Origin of the sequence: Stenotrophomonas sp. OVS01A, assembly GCF_019969775.1 — a bacterium.
Lineage (GTDB): Bacteria > Pseudomonadota > Gammaproteobacteria > Xanthomonadales > Xanthomonadaceae > Stenotrophomonas > Stenotrophomonas indicatrix.
In genome coordinates this window covers 1-14,521 of record NZ_JAHXYV010000001.1, presented here as the reverse complement: position 1 = coordinate 14,521, position 14,521 = coordinate 1, and the positions used below count along the sequence as shown (strand labels likewise).

General features: G+C 66.7%; 15 protein-coding genes. 10 read left to right on the top strand and 5 right to left on the bottom strand.

The window, feature by feature from the left end:
• The first annotated feature begins 212 nt into the window (after positions 1 to 212).
• Genes LC407_RS00075 through LC407_RS00060 form a run of 4 tightly spaced genes read left to right on the top strand, consistent with a single transcriptional unit; the run spans position 213 to position 3,073 of the window.
• Complete coding sequence (locus LC407_RS00075) at positions 213 to 791, top strand: nitroreductase (protein WP_025877963.1); 579 nt, start codon at positions 213 to 215, stop codon at positions 789 to 791.
• Complete coding sequence (locus tag LC407_RS00070; protein WP_223481988.1) at positions 788 to 1,732, top strand: 5'-3' exonuclease H3TH domain-containing protein; 945 nt, start codon at positions 788 to 790, stop codon at positions 1,730 to 1,732. Before LC407_RS00075 ends, LC407_RS00070 begins: the two co-directional genes overlap by 4 nt.
• Entirely contained in the window at positions 1,729 to 2,283 is a 555-nt protein-coding gene (locus LC407_RS00065) for an NUDIX hydrolase (RefSeq protein WP_025877960.1), read from the top strand. Before LC407_RS00070 ends, LC407_RS00065 begins: the two co-directional genes overlap by 4 nt.
• A complete protein-coding gene (locus tag LC407_RS00060) occupies positions 2,276 to 3,073 on the top strand; it encodes an N-formylglutamate amidohydrolase (protein ID WP_059066077.1) in 798 nt (265 codons plus the stop codon). Before LC407_RS00065 ends, LC407_RS00060 begins: the two co-directional genes overlap by 8 nt.
• 114 nt (positions 3,074 to 3,187) lie before the next feature.
• On the opposite strand, the gene LC407_RS00055 is transcribed toward LC407_RS00060, so the two are convergent.
• Entirely contained in the window at positions 3,188 to 3,856 is a 669-nt protein-coding gene (locus LC407_RS00055; protein WP_032977482.1) for a hypothetical protein, read from the bottom strand.
• The gene (locus LC407_RS00050) at positions 3,853 to 5,271 is read right to left on the bottom strand and encodes an MFS transporter (RefSeq protein WP_059066076.1); all 1,419 of its coding nucleotides are present in this window, start codon (positions 5,269 to 5,271) and stop codon (positions 3,853 to 3,855) included. Before LC407_RS00050 ends, LC407_RS00055 begins: the two co-directional genes overlap by 4 nt.
• A gap of 106 nt (positions 5,272 to 5,377) precedes the next feature.
• On the opposite strand from LC407_RS00050, the gene LC407_RS00045 reads away from it, so the two are divergent.
• The gene (locus LC407_RS00045) at positions 5,378 to 6,262 is read left to right on the top strand and encodes a LysR family transcriptional regulator (protein WP_223482662.1); all 885 of its coding nucleotides are present in this window, start codon (positions 5,378 to 5,380) and stop codon (positions 6,260 to 6,262) included.
• A gap of 64 nt (positions 6,263 to 6,326) precedes the next feature.
• Here LC407_RS00045 and LC407_RS00040 read toward each other — a convergent pair whose 3' ends face one another.
• The 3 genes from LC407_RS00040 to prmC all read right to left on the bottom strand — a co-directional run bounded on the left by LC407_RS00040 (position 6,327) and on the right by prmC (position 8,971).
• Positions 6,327 to 6,614, bottom strand: coding sequence for a hypothetical protein (locus tag LC407_RS00040; protein ID WP_144435832.1), 288 nt, complete (start codon positions 6,612 to 6,614; stop codon positions 6,327 to 6,329).
• 508 nt (positions 6,615 to 7,122) lie between these two features.
• Positions 7,123 to 8,064 carry a prolyl aminopeptidase gene (pip, locus tag LC407_RS00035; RefSeq protein ID WP_032977488.1) on the bottom strand — a complete coding sequence of 314 codons (942 nt, stop codon included), beginning with the start codon at positions 8,062 to 8,064 and terminating at the stop codon, positions 7,123 to 7,125.
• A 49-nt stretch (positions 8,065 to 8,113) separates the two neighbouring features.
• On the bottom strand, positions 8,114 to 8,971 hold the full coding sequence (gene prmC, locus LC407_RS00030; protein ID WP_223481987.1) for a peptide chain release factor N(5)-glutamine methyltransferase: 858 nt from the start codon (positions 8,969 to 8,971) through the stop codon (positions 8,114 to 8,116).
• A 306-nt stretch (positions 8,972 to 9,277) separates the two neighbouring features.
• Between prmC and ahpC the strand changes: the two genes are divergently transcribed.
• The 5 genes from ahpC (at position 9,278) to LC407_RS00005 (ending at position 14,237) form a co-directional block, all read left to right on the top strand.
• Positions 9,278 to 9,841 (top strand): alkyl hydroperoxide reductase subunit C, encoded by a 564-nt coding sequence (ahpC, locus tag LC407_RS00025; RefSeq protein ID WP_025877950.1) that lies wholly within the window; start codon positions 9,278 to 9,280, stop codon positions 9,839 to 9,841.
• A 214-nt stretch (positions 9,842 to 10,055) separates the two neighbouring features.
• Positions 10,056 to 11,648: an alkyl hydroperoxide reductase subunit F gene (ahpF, locus tag LC407_RS00020; RefSeq protein WP_033830402.1), complete on the top strand. Its 1,593-nt coding sequence runs from the start codon at positions 10,056 to 10,058 to the stop codon at positions 11,646 to 11,648.
• 80 nt (positions 11,649 to 11,728) lie between these two features.
• The gene (locus LC407_RS00015; protein ID WP_223481986.1) at positions 11,729 to 12,694 is read left to right on the top strand and encodes a LysR substrate-binding domain-containing protein; all 966 of its coding nucleotides are present in this window, start codon (positions 11,729 to 11,731) and stop codon (positions 12,692 to 12,694) included.
• A gap of 123 nt (positions 12,695 to 12,817) precedes the next feature.
• Entirely contained in the window at positions 12,818 to 13,222 is a 405-nt protein-coding gene (gene rnk / locus LC407_RS00010) for a nucleoside diphosphate kinase regulator (protein ID WP_025877946.1), read from the top strand.
• A gap of 58 nt (positions 13,223 to 13,280) precedes the next feature.
• Positions 13,281 to 14,237 (top strand): transaldolase, encoded by a 957-nt coding sequence (locus LC407_RS00005; RefSeq protein ID WP_025877945.1) that lies wholly within the window; start codon positions 13,281 to 13,283, stop codon positions 14,235 to 14,237.
• The last annotated feature ends 284 nt before the right edge of the window (positions 14,238 to 14,521 follow it).

Sequence of the window (14,521 nt, the reverse complement as noted above, 5' to 3'; positions counted from 1 at the left end):
GTCCTCACTTCAAACCTCATGAACGGCGGCCCGGCAATATTACGTATCGTAAGCCGTGCGGGGCCTGCGAGGCGAGGGGAAGCGGGGCTCCGTGATCCGCCAGTGGCATGATGTTCATCACAGTTTGCTATTCAGGGGTCTGACGCGACACAAACGGCGTCATCTACCTCCCCGACTATAATCAGCGACCCGTGATGACCGGTTCAGACTCCATGCCCGACCCTGCTGCCCTGCTCGCCCTGGATGCCCGCCGCTCGGTGCCCTCGCGGCAACTGGGCGAGCCCGGACCGGACCCGGCCACCCTGCAGCGGATGCTGACCTCGGCGGTCCGCGTGCCCGACCACGGCAAGCGCGTACCGTTCCGCTTCCTGAAGATCGCCGGCGATGCGCGTCACACTCTGGGCGACTTCCTGGCCGCGCGCAGCCGTGAGCGCGACCCGCATGCCGGCGACGCCGTGTTCGAGAAGGACCGCCAGCGCTTCAGCCATGCACCGCTGGTGATCGTGGTGGTGGCCAGCCCCCGCCCGGACCCGAAGGTACCGGCACAGGAACAGCTGATGACCGCCGGCTGTGTGTGCTTTGCTCTGTTGCAGGCGGCACAGGCGCTGGGCTTCGGCGCGCAGTGGCTGACCGCATGGATGGCCTTCGATCCTGCCGTGCACGCCCACCTGGGGCTGGCCGAGGGCGAAGGCATTGCCGGCTTCATCCACATCGGCACGCCCAAGGCCGAAGTCCCCGAGCGCGAGCGCCCCGATGCCGCGGCCCTGCTGCAGGACTGGACCGGCCAGTGAACGCCGTGATTCCCGTGGCGATACCGCCGCCGCTGTACCTGGTCGACGCCAGCATCTACGTGTTCCGCGCTTGGCATTCGCTGCCGGACGAATTCCAGGACAGTCAGGGCTGGCCGACCAACGCCGTGCACGGCTTCGCCCGTTTCCTGCTGGACCTGCTGGAGCGCGAACGCCCCCGGCACATCGCCATCGCCTTCGACGAAGCACTGGACAGCGGCTTCCGCCACCGCCTGTACCCGGCCTACAAGGCCAATCGGGACCCGGCGCCGGAAGCGCTCAAGCGCCAGTTCGTGCACTGCAAGGCGTTGTGCGCAGCGCTCGGCCTGGCGGTGCTTGCCCACCATGATTACGAAGCCGACGACCTGATCGGCAGCGCCCTGCATGGCCACCGCAGCAGCCATCGCGGCGTGATCATTTCCGCCGACAAGGACCTGTCTCAGCTGCTGCTCGACCATGACGAGCAATGGGATTACGCACGCAACCAGCGCTGGGACGTGGCCGGGGTCAAGGCCCGGCACGGCGTACACGCGCACCAGATCGCCGATTACCTGGCGCTGTGTGGCGATGCGGTCGACAACATTCCGGGCATCAGCGGTGTCGGTGCCAAGTCGGCGGCCGTGCTGCTGGCCCATTTCGGCAGCATGGACGTGCTGTTCGAACGCCTGGACGAAGTGCCGTTCCTGCGCCTGCGCGGCGCGGCCCAGATGGCCGTGCGCCTGCGCGAGCAGCGCGAGCACGCCCAGCTCTGGCGCCAGCTGACCACCATCGCACTGGACGCACCGTTGGAAGGTTGCCAGCCCGGCATGCCGCGCCAGGCGGCCGATCCAGAGCTGCTCGGCGGCCTGTGCCAGACCCTGCGCTTCGGCCCCATGACCCGCCGCCGGCTGTTCAGTGCCGCCGGCATTTCCGACCCCGTCCCTACTTCCAGCGAGCCCGCATGAGCCAGCGCAACACCGAAGCACCGCGTGTCGTCTACGAAGGCAAGTACCAGCGCATGGTCGTGCGTGGCAGCTGGGAATACAGCGAACGCACCCACGCCGGCGGCCTGGCCGCGATCATCATTGCCGTCACCCCCGAGGACAAGGTGCTGTTCGTCGAACAGTTCCGCGTGCCGCTGCAGGCGTCGACCATCGAGATGCCGGCCGGGCTGGTCGGCGACATCGATGCGGGCGAGTCCATCGAAGTTTCCGCTGTACGCGAGCTGGAAGAGGAAACCGGCTGGACCGCCGAGCACGCCGAAGTGCTGATGATCGGCCCCACCTCCTCCGGTGCCAGCAGCGAGAAGATCGCCTTCGTGCGTGCCACCGGCCTGCGTCGCATCGGCGAAGGCGGCGGCGACGAGAGCGAGGACATCACCGTGCATGAAGTGCCGCGCACGCAGGCGGCCGCCTGGCTGGTGCAGAAAATGGCCGAAGGCTATGAAGCCGATGCCAAGCTGTGGGCCGGCCTGTGGATGATCGAGCACCACCTGGACGGCCGGCCCCGTGGCTGACGCCGACCTGCGCGCGCTGCCGGCACTGCTGGGCGCCGACGATCCGGCGATCTTCAGCGTGCACCGTGCGCAGGGCGCCTCACCGTTCCTGCTGCTGGCCGACCATGCCGGCCAACAGGTGCCGCGTGCACTGGCCGACCTTGGATTGCCGCAGGCCGAACTGGACCGGCATATCGGCTGGGACATCGGCATCGGCGGCACCACCCGTGCATTGGCCGAGCGGCTGGATGCGTGGGCGATCGAGCAGACCTATTCGCGGCTGCTGATCGACTGCAACCGGCCGTTGGTTTCGCCCACGCTGATTCCCGAGGTCAGCGACCACACCCTGGTGCCGGGCAATGCCGGGCTGTCGCCCGCACAGCGGCAGCAGCGCATCGATGCGATCCACGCGCCCTACCATGCACGCATCGATGCCGAACTGGAGGCGCGCCGCGTTGCGGGACGGCCGACGCTGCTGGTGATGATGCACAGCTTCACCCCGGTGATGAACGGCATGCAGCGCCCCTGGCACGCCGGCGTGCTGTACCACCAGGACACACGCTTTGCCCACGCGTTGCTGCAGGCACTGCGCGATGAAGGCGACCTGGTGGTGGGCGACAACGAACCGTATTCGGTCAACAGCAGCAGCGACTACGCGGTGCCGGTGCATGGCGAAGGTCGCGGCCTGGTGCATGTGGAACTGGAAATCCGCCAGGACCTGATCGCCGATGCCGCCGGGCAGCAGGCATGGGCGGAGCGGCTGGCGCGTATTTTCAGCGCCTTGCAGCCGCAGTTGTTGGCGTTGGGATGACCGCATCCACGCATGGCGTGGATCTACTGCAGCGGTGGCGGACATCCGCATTCGGCGAAAAGAAAGAACGAGGCCGGTTCCCAGTAGATCCACGCCATGCGTGGATGATTTTCGTCAACGCAGCACGGGAACATCCATCCACGGGAACGGTTTGAATCCGCGCACCTGCACGCGGACGCCGATCGCTTCAAAATCGTCCTTGATCGCCTGCGCACGACGCCGATCCAGTGCTTCACCCAGCAACACCGGCAGCGCGCGACAGCGTGCCAGCGCTTCGCCCACCGGAATGTCGAGCAGCTGCGCGACGCGCTGTGCCGCAGCCTTGACCTGTTCGCCCGCACACGCCAGCGTCAACTCGAACGCGGCGAAGATGCCCGGCCCGACACCGGCTGCGCGCGCAGCGTCCTGCTCGGCGGCACCCGCCTCGCCCAGCGCTTCATCGACACCGTCCACCTGCAGGAAGGCGTCGTACTCGGCGTAGTACGCCAGCGCTTCGGCGTAATCCTGCAGGGATGAGAGCGGACGCTGGCGCTTCTGCACATCCAGTACGTCAGCGAACGTGGCCGGTTCCAGGCAGGCCGACAGGCCCAGCGCCTGCACGGCCTCGGGCACTTCACCGTCATCATCGAACGCGGCGTCTTCATCTGCCGGCAACCAGAAACGCGCCGCCAGCAGATCGCCCTCGCTGGCATGCACCCAGCCGAACGACGCCCATACGTCGTGGTCGTCATTGCAGGCGGCAAACGCGTCCAGCGTCTGGCGAAGATCCAGCAGTGCAATCATGCGTCGTTTGGCAGGGCGTCGGGAGAGCTGCAGTCTACCCGTGCCGGACGCAGGCCCAGCGCGATGAGCACGCCGAGCGCGGCGAACAGCGCTGCGCCGTACTGTGCATTGATCATGCCCTGCAGCGCATCAGGACCGGTTGCCGCCTGCGTGCCGCGTGCGGCGTTGGCCACCATTACCAGTACTGCCAGTCCCAACGCGCCACCGATCTGCTGTGCGGTAGCCGCCATGCCGGACGCCACACCCTGCTGCGGCCCCGGAACGCCCTGCCCGGCCACGATCCACATCGCCGTCCAGCTCATGCCCTGGCCCACGCTGAGCACCACGATGCCCGGCAGCAGCGGCCAGTAGCTGGCGCCGTGCGGCATCGCCAGCGCCACCGCGGTGATGCCGATGGCACCGGCAGCAAAGCCCCAGGCCAGCACCTGCCGTGGCGAACGGCGCTGCAGCATGCGCTCGGCAATGCGGATGCCGAAGGTGCACACCAGCGTCGGCAGCAGGAAGGCCATGCCGGCCTGCAGCGGACTCCAGCCATAGCCATCCTGGAAGTACAGCGCCAGGAAGTAGTACTGCACGCCATAGCTGCTCATGAACGCGAAGGTCAGGCCGAGTGCTGCACGCAGGCCGGGCAGGCGCAGCAGCGCGAACTGCATCAGCGGGTCGCGGCTGCGCTTTTCGATCTGTACGAACACCGTCAGCAGCACGGCTGACAGCAACAGGCAGATGAGCGTGGCCGGCGCGGTCCAGCCCCATTCCGGCCCCTGCACCAGGGTGGTGACCAGCAGGCTGCCGCCGGCGGTGACGGTGAGGCAACCAGCCAGATCGAAGGAACGGCCGCGCACGCGCGGGCCATCGGCCGGCAGCCACGCGCCCGCGGCGACCGCACAGGCCGTGGCCAACGGCACGATCACCGCCAGCACCGCCGGCCAGCCGAACGCCTGGGTCAGCACGCCGCCCAGCAGCGTCCCCAGCGCGAGGCCCGCCGCACTGGCCATGCTCCAGATTGCCAGCGCGCGGTTGCGCACCGGGCCTTCTGCATACAGCGTATTGATCAGGGCCAGGGTGGCCGGAAACAGCAGCGCCGCACCGATGCCCTGCGCCGCACGTGCCACGATCAGCAGCGTGGCATTGGGCGCCAGCGCACCCAGCAGCGAGGCCAGCGCGAACAGCAGCATGCCCAGCCGGTAGAAGCGGCGGCGGCCCAGCAGATCGGCCGCACGCCCGCCCAGCAGCAGGCTGCCGCCAAAGGCCACCGTATAGGCGCTGACCACCCACTGCAGCTGCTGCGCATTGATCTGCAGCGCGCGGCCCATGTCGTGCAGGGCGACGAAGATGATGGTGGCGTCCAGAGCGATGATCAGCTGCGCGGTGGCCAGCAGGGTCAGCGCCCAGCGCGGGTATTTCAGGGGAGGCATGCGGCGCCCGGTTCGGAGGGGGGACGGCAGTCTCATTGATGCAGCTGAATCAATAAACCCCCTCAGCGCGATTTCTGTCATGATTTTCCGCATGAATGGATCCTCGATGGACCTCAACGCGGTGCGCATGCTGGTGCAGGTGGCTGAGGCGCGCAGCTTCACCGTCGCCGCCGGCCAGCTCGGCTTGAGCCAGTCCGGGCTGTCACGCGCGATCGGCCGGCTGGAAGCCTCGCTGGGGGTAAAGCTGCTGCAGCGGAATACGCGCAATGTCGCGCTGACCCCGGATGGCCAGCAGTTCGTCGAGCAGGTGGGACCGTTGCTGTGCGGGATGGAAGACGCAGAGCGGCTGCTGGCCGACCGCCCCTGCACGCCCTCGGGCACGTTGAAGATCAGCGCTCCGTCGATGTTCGGGCGCAAGGTGTTGGTGCCGTTGCTGGGACCGTTGCTGCAGCAGCATCCGCAGCTTCAGGTCGAGGCGGTGCTCAGCGACCGTCTGGTGGATCTGGTGGAGGAAGGCTTCGACGCCGCCCTGCGCACCGGCACCATCGCCGACCAGCGCATGGTGGCGCGTCCGTTGAAGCCACTGCGCTGGGTGACCGTGGCCAGCCCGGCCTACCTGGCCGCGCAGGGTGAGCCGGCCGATGTGGCGGCATTGCAGAACCATGCCTGCCTGGCGGTGCGCAACCTGCGCAGCGGCCGGCTGGTGGACTGGCAGTTCCTGCAGGACGGGCAGCTGCGCGAGGTCACGCCGCCGACGCGGATGGTGTTCGACTGCGGCGACCCGTTGGTGGAGGCAGCGATTACGGGCATCGGCATCGTGCAGGTGATGGATTTCGCGGTGGCCGACGCGTTGGCCGATGGCCGCCTGCAGCGCGTGCTGCAGCCGTTTGAAGGCCGCAGCCGCGCGCTGTCGTTGATCTACCCGCCCTCGCGCCAGCACTCACCGAAACTGCAGGTGCTGGCCGAAGCGTTGTTGGCCGGGGATTGGTAGATCCACGCCATGCGTGGATGAGGTCTTTGGTGCAGAGCTAGCGCGCAACGTGGCGAAATCCGATTCAGCCCAATTGGAGGAAGAACGCCCCGGCGCGCCCTCCGAGAGCAAAATCGGGCTGATCGGGAATGAAAAGATACGCCATGCCATCCGACAGGATGCCCTTATGCGAAGGCAGAATGTCGTCGATGTCCGCTCCGTAGAGCATCAAGCGACGGCGACCGCCATTCCACGTCAAAGTTGATTGCAGCCATGCATCGACTCCATCCAGCTTGGAATCCAGGTTCTCATCATCGTCAGGTTCCAAACACTCCACACGCTCGATACGGCCGCGCTCAAGCGAGTCGCTCATGCATCGGCTTCTGGATGCGGCGCCACGGCGGTATGCGAGTACGACAGCCTCGCTGGCTCCCTCCACAGCGCGTAGCTGCCGAAGGTGCGTGTGACGCTGGACATCGACCGGAATGAAGATGGAGAACCAGAAGTCTTCGGCGACCTCGCGCGGATAGAACCAATGCGCAGGAACTGCCATCAAGTGAAAGAACGCACGGCCTCCAGCACAGGCTGGCCAAGGAATGTGCTCTGGAAGAAAAGCGCCGCCGCCAACGTACGCATCTGTGGGAGATGGCTTTTCCGCGGTCAACAGCAGACGGGTGTACATAGTGGTGTGGCCGAGAGTCGCACGGACACCAAAGGTGCCAGCCCGCCTCATCCCGATTCAAGGCCAATAGCGTCAGCTTTGAACAATGGAGAAAACGGATGAACCAATCATCGTGGCAGCGGAACGGAGTGCCGCCGGGCATGGCCCGGCGCTACCGGTAAGGCGTTGCCGGCCAGCGGCCGGCACCACCACCACCCGATCAGGCGAAACTATCGGTGGCACGCACCAGCGCGTCGACGTTCTCTGCTTCGAACGCCGAATGCCCCGAGGCCGGGGTGATCTCCAGCTTCGCCTTCGGCCACACCTTGGTCAGGTCCCAGGCATTGGCCAGCGGGCAGACCACGTCGTAGCGGCCGTGCACGATCACGCCGGGGATATCGGCGATGCGGTGCGCGTCGCGCAGCAGCTGGTCTTCCACCTCGAAGAAACCGCCGTTGACGAAGTAGTGGTTCTCGATGCGGGCGAACGCCAGCGCGAAGTGCGGGTCTTCATGGCTGTTGATGAAGTCGTCGTCCACGTGCAGGAAGCTGGTCGCGCCTTCCCACACCGCCCAGGCCTTGGCCGCGTCCAGGCGCGTTGCTTCGTCTTCGCTGGTCAGGCGGCGATGGAAGGCCGAAATCAGGTCGTGGCGTTCCACCGCCGGAATCGGCTTGAGGTAGTGCTCCCACGCATCCGGGAACAGGCGGTTGGCGCCTTCCTGGTAGAACCATTCCAGCTCCCAGCGGCGCAGCATGAAGATGCCGCGCAGCACCAGTTCGGTCACGCGCTGCGGATGGGTCTGCGCATAGGCCAACGCCAGGGTCGAGCCCCAGCTGCCACCGAACACCTGCCAGCGATCGACCTTGAGGTGCTCGCGCAGCTTCTCGATGTCGGCCACCAGGTCCCAGGTGGTGTTGTCCACCAGATCGGCGTGCGGGGTGGAACGACCGGCACCGCGCTGGTCGAACAGGATGATGCGGTACTTGGCCGGGTCGTGGAACTGGCGCATCTTGTCGCTGCAGCCGCCGCCGGGCCCACCATGCAGCATCACCACCGGCTTGCCGTCCGGGTTGCCGCACTGTTCGAAGTACAGCGTGTGGCGGTCGTCGACCTTCAGGGTGCCGACGTCGTAAGGGGTGATGGCGGGGTACAGCGTACGCATGCTCGCAGCTCCGTGGTGGTGCCCTGCCCTTGGCAGGAGAACCCCCATTCTAGGCCGGTCGCCGGCCCAGGGTGACCCGGTCGCGCTGCTCCAGGTCCTGCACGGTCTGCACGTCGATGTAGCCGGCCTGCTCGAACAGCGCGCCGATGGCATCGCCCTGGTCCCAGCCGTGCTCGATCAGCAGCCAGCCGCCGGGCTGCAGTTGGTCGCCGCCGCCGACGATGATGCGACGGATGTCGTCCAGCCCATCAACGCCCGAGGCCAGCGCCGTGGCCGGCTCGAAGCGCAGGTCGCCCTGCTGCAGGTGCGGGTCGTCGCTGGCGATATAGGGAGGATTGCTGGCGATCAGGTCGAAGCGTTCACCGTGCAGCGGCGCGTACCAGTCGTGACCACCTTCAGCAAAACGCACGTTGCCCAGCTCATGGCGCGCGGCGTTGCGGGCCGCCACCGCCAGCGCAGCGGAACTGGCGTCGGTGGCCAGCACCTGCGCCTGCGGTCGTTCGCTGGCCAGGGCCAAGGCAATCGCGCCGCTGCCGGTGCCAAGATCGGCCAACCGCAGTGCACGGTCCGGCGGCAGGCGATCCAGCGCCAGTTCCACCAGCAGTTCGGTTTCCGGGCGCGGAATCAGGGTGGCGGGGTCGACCTCCAGATCGAGGGTCCAGAAACCACGGCGGCCGGTCAGGTAGGCCACCGGTTCGCCAGCCAGGCGCCGGCCCAGCAAGGCCTCGAACGCGGCCTGCTCGGCGGCGGGCAGTGGATCGGTGGCGTGCGCGAACAACCAGCTGCGCGGTCGCTGCAGCACATGCAGCAGCAGCAGCTCCGCTTCATGACGGGCCTCTACGCCCCCCAGGCGGCCGCTGGCGTCGGCCACGACCTGGCGCAGGGACGGTTCGGAATCGGCGGGCATGGCAGGCACTGGCGCGGGCGGTGGGCCCGCAATTGTAGAGTCTGGATACCGTTCAGGTTCGCTGGAGCGCGATTCGCTGCGGTGGGATATGAGAGACCTATCGACCGGTTTCCGCAGCCGCTGATGATTTCCCTTGTCATACAGCGGGTTGCAGGATGCAGGTGCCTTGATTCATTGCCGGCTCAGCGCACATCAATAGACTGTATCTATCAAATAGATGTAATCAATGCATTGTCCTTATCGAAATGGAACCAGTAACCTAGGTCCTGTCGATTCACCCACTCCCCTTCACCCAGAGGAAAAACGATGTCCCTGATCAACACCCAGATCCAGCCGTTCGAAGCCAACGCTTACCTGAATGGCGAGTTCATCAAGGTCTCCGACAGCACCCTGAAGGGCCAGTGGTCGGTCCTGATCTTCATGCCGGCAGCCTTCACCTTCAACTGCCCGACCGAGATCGAAGACGCCGCTGACCATTACGCCGAGTTCAAGAAGGCCGGCGCCGAGGTCTACATCGTCACCACCGACACCCACTTCTCGCACAAGGTCTGGCACGAAACCTCGCCGGCCGTGGGCAAGGCCCAGTTCCCGCTGGTTGGCGACCCGACCCACCAGCTGACCCGCGCCTTCGGCGTGCACATCGAAGAAGAAGGCCTGGCCCTGCGCGGCACCTTCATCATCAACCCGGAAGGCGTGATCAAGACCCTGGAGATCCACTCGAACGAGATCGCCCGTGACGTCTCCGAGACCCTGCGCAAGCTGAAGGCTGCCCAGTTCACCGCCGCCAACCCGAACCAGGTCTGCCCGGCCAAGTGGAAGGAAGGCGAGAAGACCCTGACCCCGTCGCTGGACCTGGTCGGCAAGATCTAAAGCAGCACCGGCCTGCCGCAGCCCCACGCTGCGGCGCGCCCATCCCCGTGCCGGCCACATCGCCGGCGTGGGGGTGAACCCAAGACGGCCGCGCCCGCATCGCCCCTTCCACAGGTCCGCGCTGCCCTCTTGGGTTCACCCCTACCCCCTCGCTGGTCCGCTACCTTCTACAGCGGTGCCACGCCCCCGTTTTGCCTGAAGCCAGGAGAAGACCATGTTGGACGCCAACCTGCAGTCGCAGCTGAAGACCTATCTGGAGCGCGTGACCCGCCCGATCCAGATCACCGCGCATGCCGACGACGGTGCCAAGTCGCAGGAGATGCTGGAACTGCTGCAGACCCTGGAAAGCCTGTCGGACAAGATCTCGCTGCAGGTGCTGCGCGACGGCCAGGGCCGCGTGCCGTCCTTCGACCTGGGCACGCCGGGCCAGGACATCCACCTGACCTTCGCCGGCCTGCCGATGGGCCACGAGTTCACTTCGCTGGTGCTGGCCCTGCTGCAGGTCGGCGGGCATCCGTCCAAGGCCACTGCCGAGCTGATCGAGCAGGTGCAGAACCTGGAAGGCGACTACCGCTTTGAAACCTATTTCTCGCTGTCCTGCCAGAACTGCCCGGACGTGGTGCAGGCACTGAACCTGGCCGCGGTGCTCAACCCGCGCATCCAGCACGTGGCCATCGACGGCGCGCTGTTCCAGGAGGAAGTCGAGCAGCGCGAGATCATGTCGGTGCCGACCGTCTACCTCAACGGCGCGGTGTTCGACCAGGGCCGCATGACCCTGGAGCAGATCGTGGCCAAGCTGGACACCAACGCCAGCAAGCGCGATGCCGAGAAGATCGCCGCCAAGGACGCCTTCGACGTGCTGGTGGTCGGTGGTGGCCCGGCCGGCGCCGCTGCGGCGATCTATGCCGCGCGCAAGGGCATCCGTACCGGCATCGCCGCCGAGCGTTTCGGTGGCCAGGTGCTGGACACCATGGCGATCGAGAACTTCATTTCGGTGAAGGAGACCGAAGGCCCGAAGCTGGCCACGGCGCTGGAACAGCACGTGCGCGAGTACGAAGTCGACATCATGGACCTGCAGCGCGCCAGTGCGCTGGTGCCCGCCGGCGAAGACGGCCTGGTGCAGGTGCAGCTGGAAAACGGCGCGGTGTTGAAGTCGCGCTCGGTGATCCTGTCCACCGGCGCGCGCTGGCGGCAGATGAACGTGCCCGGCGAAGACCAGTACCGCAACAAGGGCGTGGCGTACTGCCCGCACTGCGATGGCCCGCTGTTCAAGGGCAAGCGCGTGGCGGTGATCGGTGGCGGCAATTCCGGCGTTGAAGCGGCCATCGATCTGGCCGGCATCGTGTCGCATGTGACCCTGCTGGAGTTCGATTCCAGCCTGCGTGCCGACGAAGTGCTGCAGAAGAAGCTGCGCAGCCTGGCCAATGTCACCGTGCTGACCAGCGCGCAGACCACCGAAGTGCTGGGCGACGGCAGCCGCGTCACCGGCCTGGTCTACAAGGACCGTGTCGGCGGCGACTCCCATCGCGTCGAACTGGAAGGCATCTTCGTGCAGATCGGCCTGCTGCCGAACACCGAATGGCTGAAGGACACCGTGGCCCTTTCGCCGCGTGGCGAGATCGTCATCGATGACCGCGGGCAGACCAATCTGCCGGGTGTGTTCGCCGCGGGCGATTGCACGACGGTACCCTACAAGCAGATCATCATCGCGATGGGCGCCGGTTCGACCGCCGCACTGAGCGCTTTCGATCACCTGATCCGCTCCTCGGTTCCCAAGAGCAGCGGTGCGGTGGCCGAAGCGGCCTGATCCAACGTTCCCAGGCCATCGGGAGCACCATCAACCGGCTGGGCACGCCCTGCCGGTGCAGTACCCCGAGAGGTCTGAGGATGAACCTGCGTGACCTGAAATACCTGGTGGCCCTGGCCGATCACAAGCACTTCGGCCGGGCCGCCGCCTCCTGCTTCGTCAGCCAGCCCACGCTGTCGACCCAGATCCGCAAGCTGGAAGAGGAACTGGGCCTGCCGCTGGTGGAACGCGCACCGCGCAAGGTCATGTTGACCCCCGCCGGCCACGAAGCGGCCGCGCGGGCACGGGTGATCGTGGCCGAAGTGGAGCAGCTGAAGGAAGCGGCGCGACGCAGCCGCGATCCCGAAGCGGGCACGGTGCGCCTGGGGATCTTCCCCACCCTGGGCCCATACCTGTTGCCGCACGTGATTCCGCGCATCCGCACGCGCTTCCCCGAGCTGGAACTGCTGCTGGTGGAGGAAAAGAGCGACGTGCTGCTGGAGCGCCTGCGCGAAGGCAGGCTCGACGCCGCGCTGTTGGCACTGCCGGTGATCGACGACCAGCTGCACGCCGAATTCCTGTTCGAGGAACCGTTCCTGCTGGCCGTATCCGGCCGCCACCCGCTGGCCACGCGCGAGCATCTGGACGTACAGGAACTGGCCACGCAGAAGCTGCTGCTGCTGGAAGACGGCCACTGCCTGCGTGACCAGGCGCTGGAAGTCTGCCGCCTGTTCGGCGCCAATGAAAAGTCGGAATTCCGCGCCACCAGCCTGGAAACGCTGCGACAGATGGTCGCCGCCGACGTTGGCATCACCCTGCTGCCCAGCCTGTCGGTACAGCCGCCGGTGCCACGCTCGAACAACATCCGCCTGCTCGACTTCGTCGGCGAGGGCCGTCCCAGCCGTCGCATTGCCATGATCTGGCGGCGCAGCTCGGCAATGAACGAGTTCCTGATGGAGCTGGCCGAGCAGTTCAAGCGCCTGCCCGATGCGCTGTTCACGCTGGAGGCGCTGGCCCAGCCAAGCGGCGATGCTGCCACCCCGCCCACGCCGGTGCTGAACGGCTGAGACACCGCCGCCGGGCATCGAAACCGGCGGGAGTCGATTCCGGCCGCATTTGTCCCCACAATACAGTCAGGCGGCGCCAGCAGGTGCCGCCTTTTGCATGGCTTTCAACCAAGGAGCGTCACCATGAACACCGCCAGCGGCCTTCCGCCGTCGATCACTGTTTCCACCCTCGACATGGACCGCCTGGACGCCATGCTCGAATCCCCGGCACACAGCCAGACGCCGGCCGCGCGCACGCTTGCCGACGAGCTCAACCGCGCAACCGTGTTGCCGCCAGACCAGATTCCCGAAGGCATCGTCATGATGCATTCGCGCGTGGAGTGCGAAGATGAAGTGTCGGGCGAGAAGCATGTCCTGACCCTGGTCTTCCCCCGCGAAGCCAATGTCGATGAAGGCAAGGTGTCCGTGCTGGCGCCCGTCGGCAGCGCCCTGCTTGGCCTGGCCGTTGGCCAGAGCATCGACTGGACCGCCCCGGGCGGCCGCAAGCTGCGGCTGCGCGTGAGCGCGGTCCACAACGACCGTCCCTGACCTGCGCTGCGAACCGCGCGCGATCAGTTTCCCTGCAATCCCCGCACCAGGAGCCGTAATGAGTACCCCGTCCAAACTGTCCCAGCTGCGCGAACTGTCCGTGGTCGTTGCCGATACCGGTGACTACGAGGCGATCAAGCGCCTGCAGCCGGTGGACTGCACCACCAATCCGACCCTGGTGAAGAAGGCGCTGGACCTGCCGGTCTATGCGGAACTGATCGAACGCGAACTGGCTTGGGGCCGCCAGCAAGGCGGCGACCGCGAGGCCGTGGTGCACGCCGTGGCCGACCGCCTGACCATCGGCGTCGGTGCGCTGCTGAGCACGCTGGTGCCGGGCCGCGTCTCCACCGAAGTGGATGCCGACCAGGCCCACGACACCGCCGCGACCGTGGCCAAGGCCCGTCAATTCATCCAGATGTATGCCGATGCCGGCGTGCCGCGCGAGAAGATCCTGATCAAGATCGCTGCGACCTGGGAAGGCGTGGAAGCCGCGCGCGTGCTGCAGGCCGAAGGCATCGACTGCAACCTGACCCTGATCTTCAACCCCACCCAGGCGCTGGCCTGCAGCGAAGCCGGTGCGTTCCTGATCTCGCCGTTCGTCGGCCGCATCCTGGACTGGTACGTGGCCAACGGCCAGACCCCGGCGAACATCGACGAGGACCCGGGCGTGGTGTTCGTGCGTGGGGTGTATGCCGAATTCAAGCGCCGCGGTTCGCCGACCGTGGTGATGGGCGCCTCGTTCCGTTCGACCGCGCAGATCGAAGCGCTGGCCGGCTGCGACCGCCTGACCATTTCGCCGGACCTGCTTGAGAAGCTCGACGCCGACCACGGCGCGCTGCCGCGCAAGCTGGTGGCCGGTGCCGCTGAAACGGTGCAGGTGACGCCGATCGACGCGGCGAAGTTCGCAGCCGACCTGGCCGCCGATCCGATGGCGACCGAGAAGCTGGCGACCGGTATCGATGCGTTTGCCAAGGATCTGCAGGCGCTGCGCGAGCGCATTCGCTCGGAACTGTGATTCCAGCCAACGGCTGAGCCCCTCGTGGCGGGGGCTTGGTCGCGAACTGCATGAAGCAACAGCCGCGCTGGGTCGGGCGGGTTGGGTTCGCGGGGGACGCCGTGAATCCGTCCCTGGAGCAACTGTGTTGCAGGAGGAGCTTGGGCCCCTCCTGCAGACGGGCACGGTAGTGCCGGCCGCTGGCCGGCAGCCTCAGGAGCAACGCCCTCTGGTGCGCTCAGGCGGGGATCGATCCGCCTTGAGCGTCACGCATACGGGCGTTGAGAATCACCAGCATCTTCCGC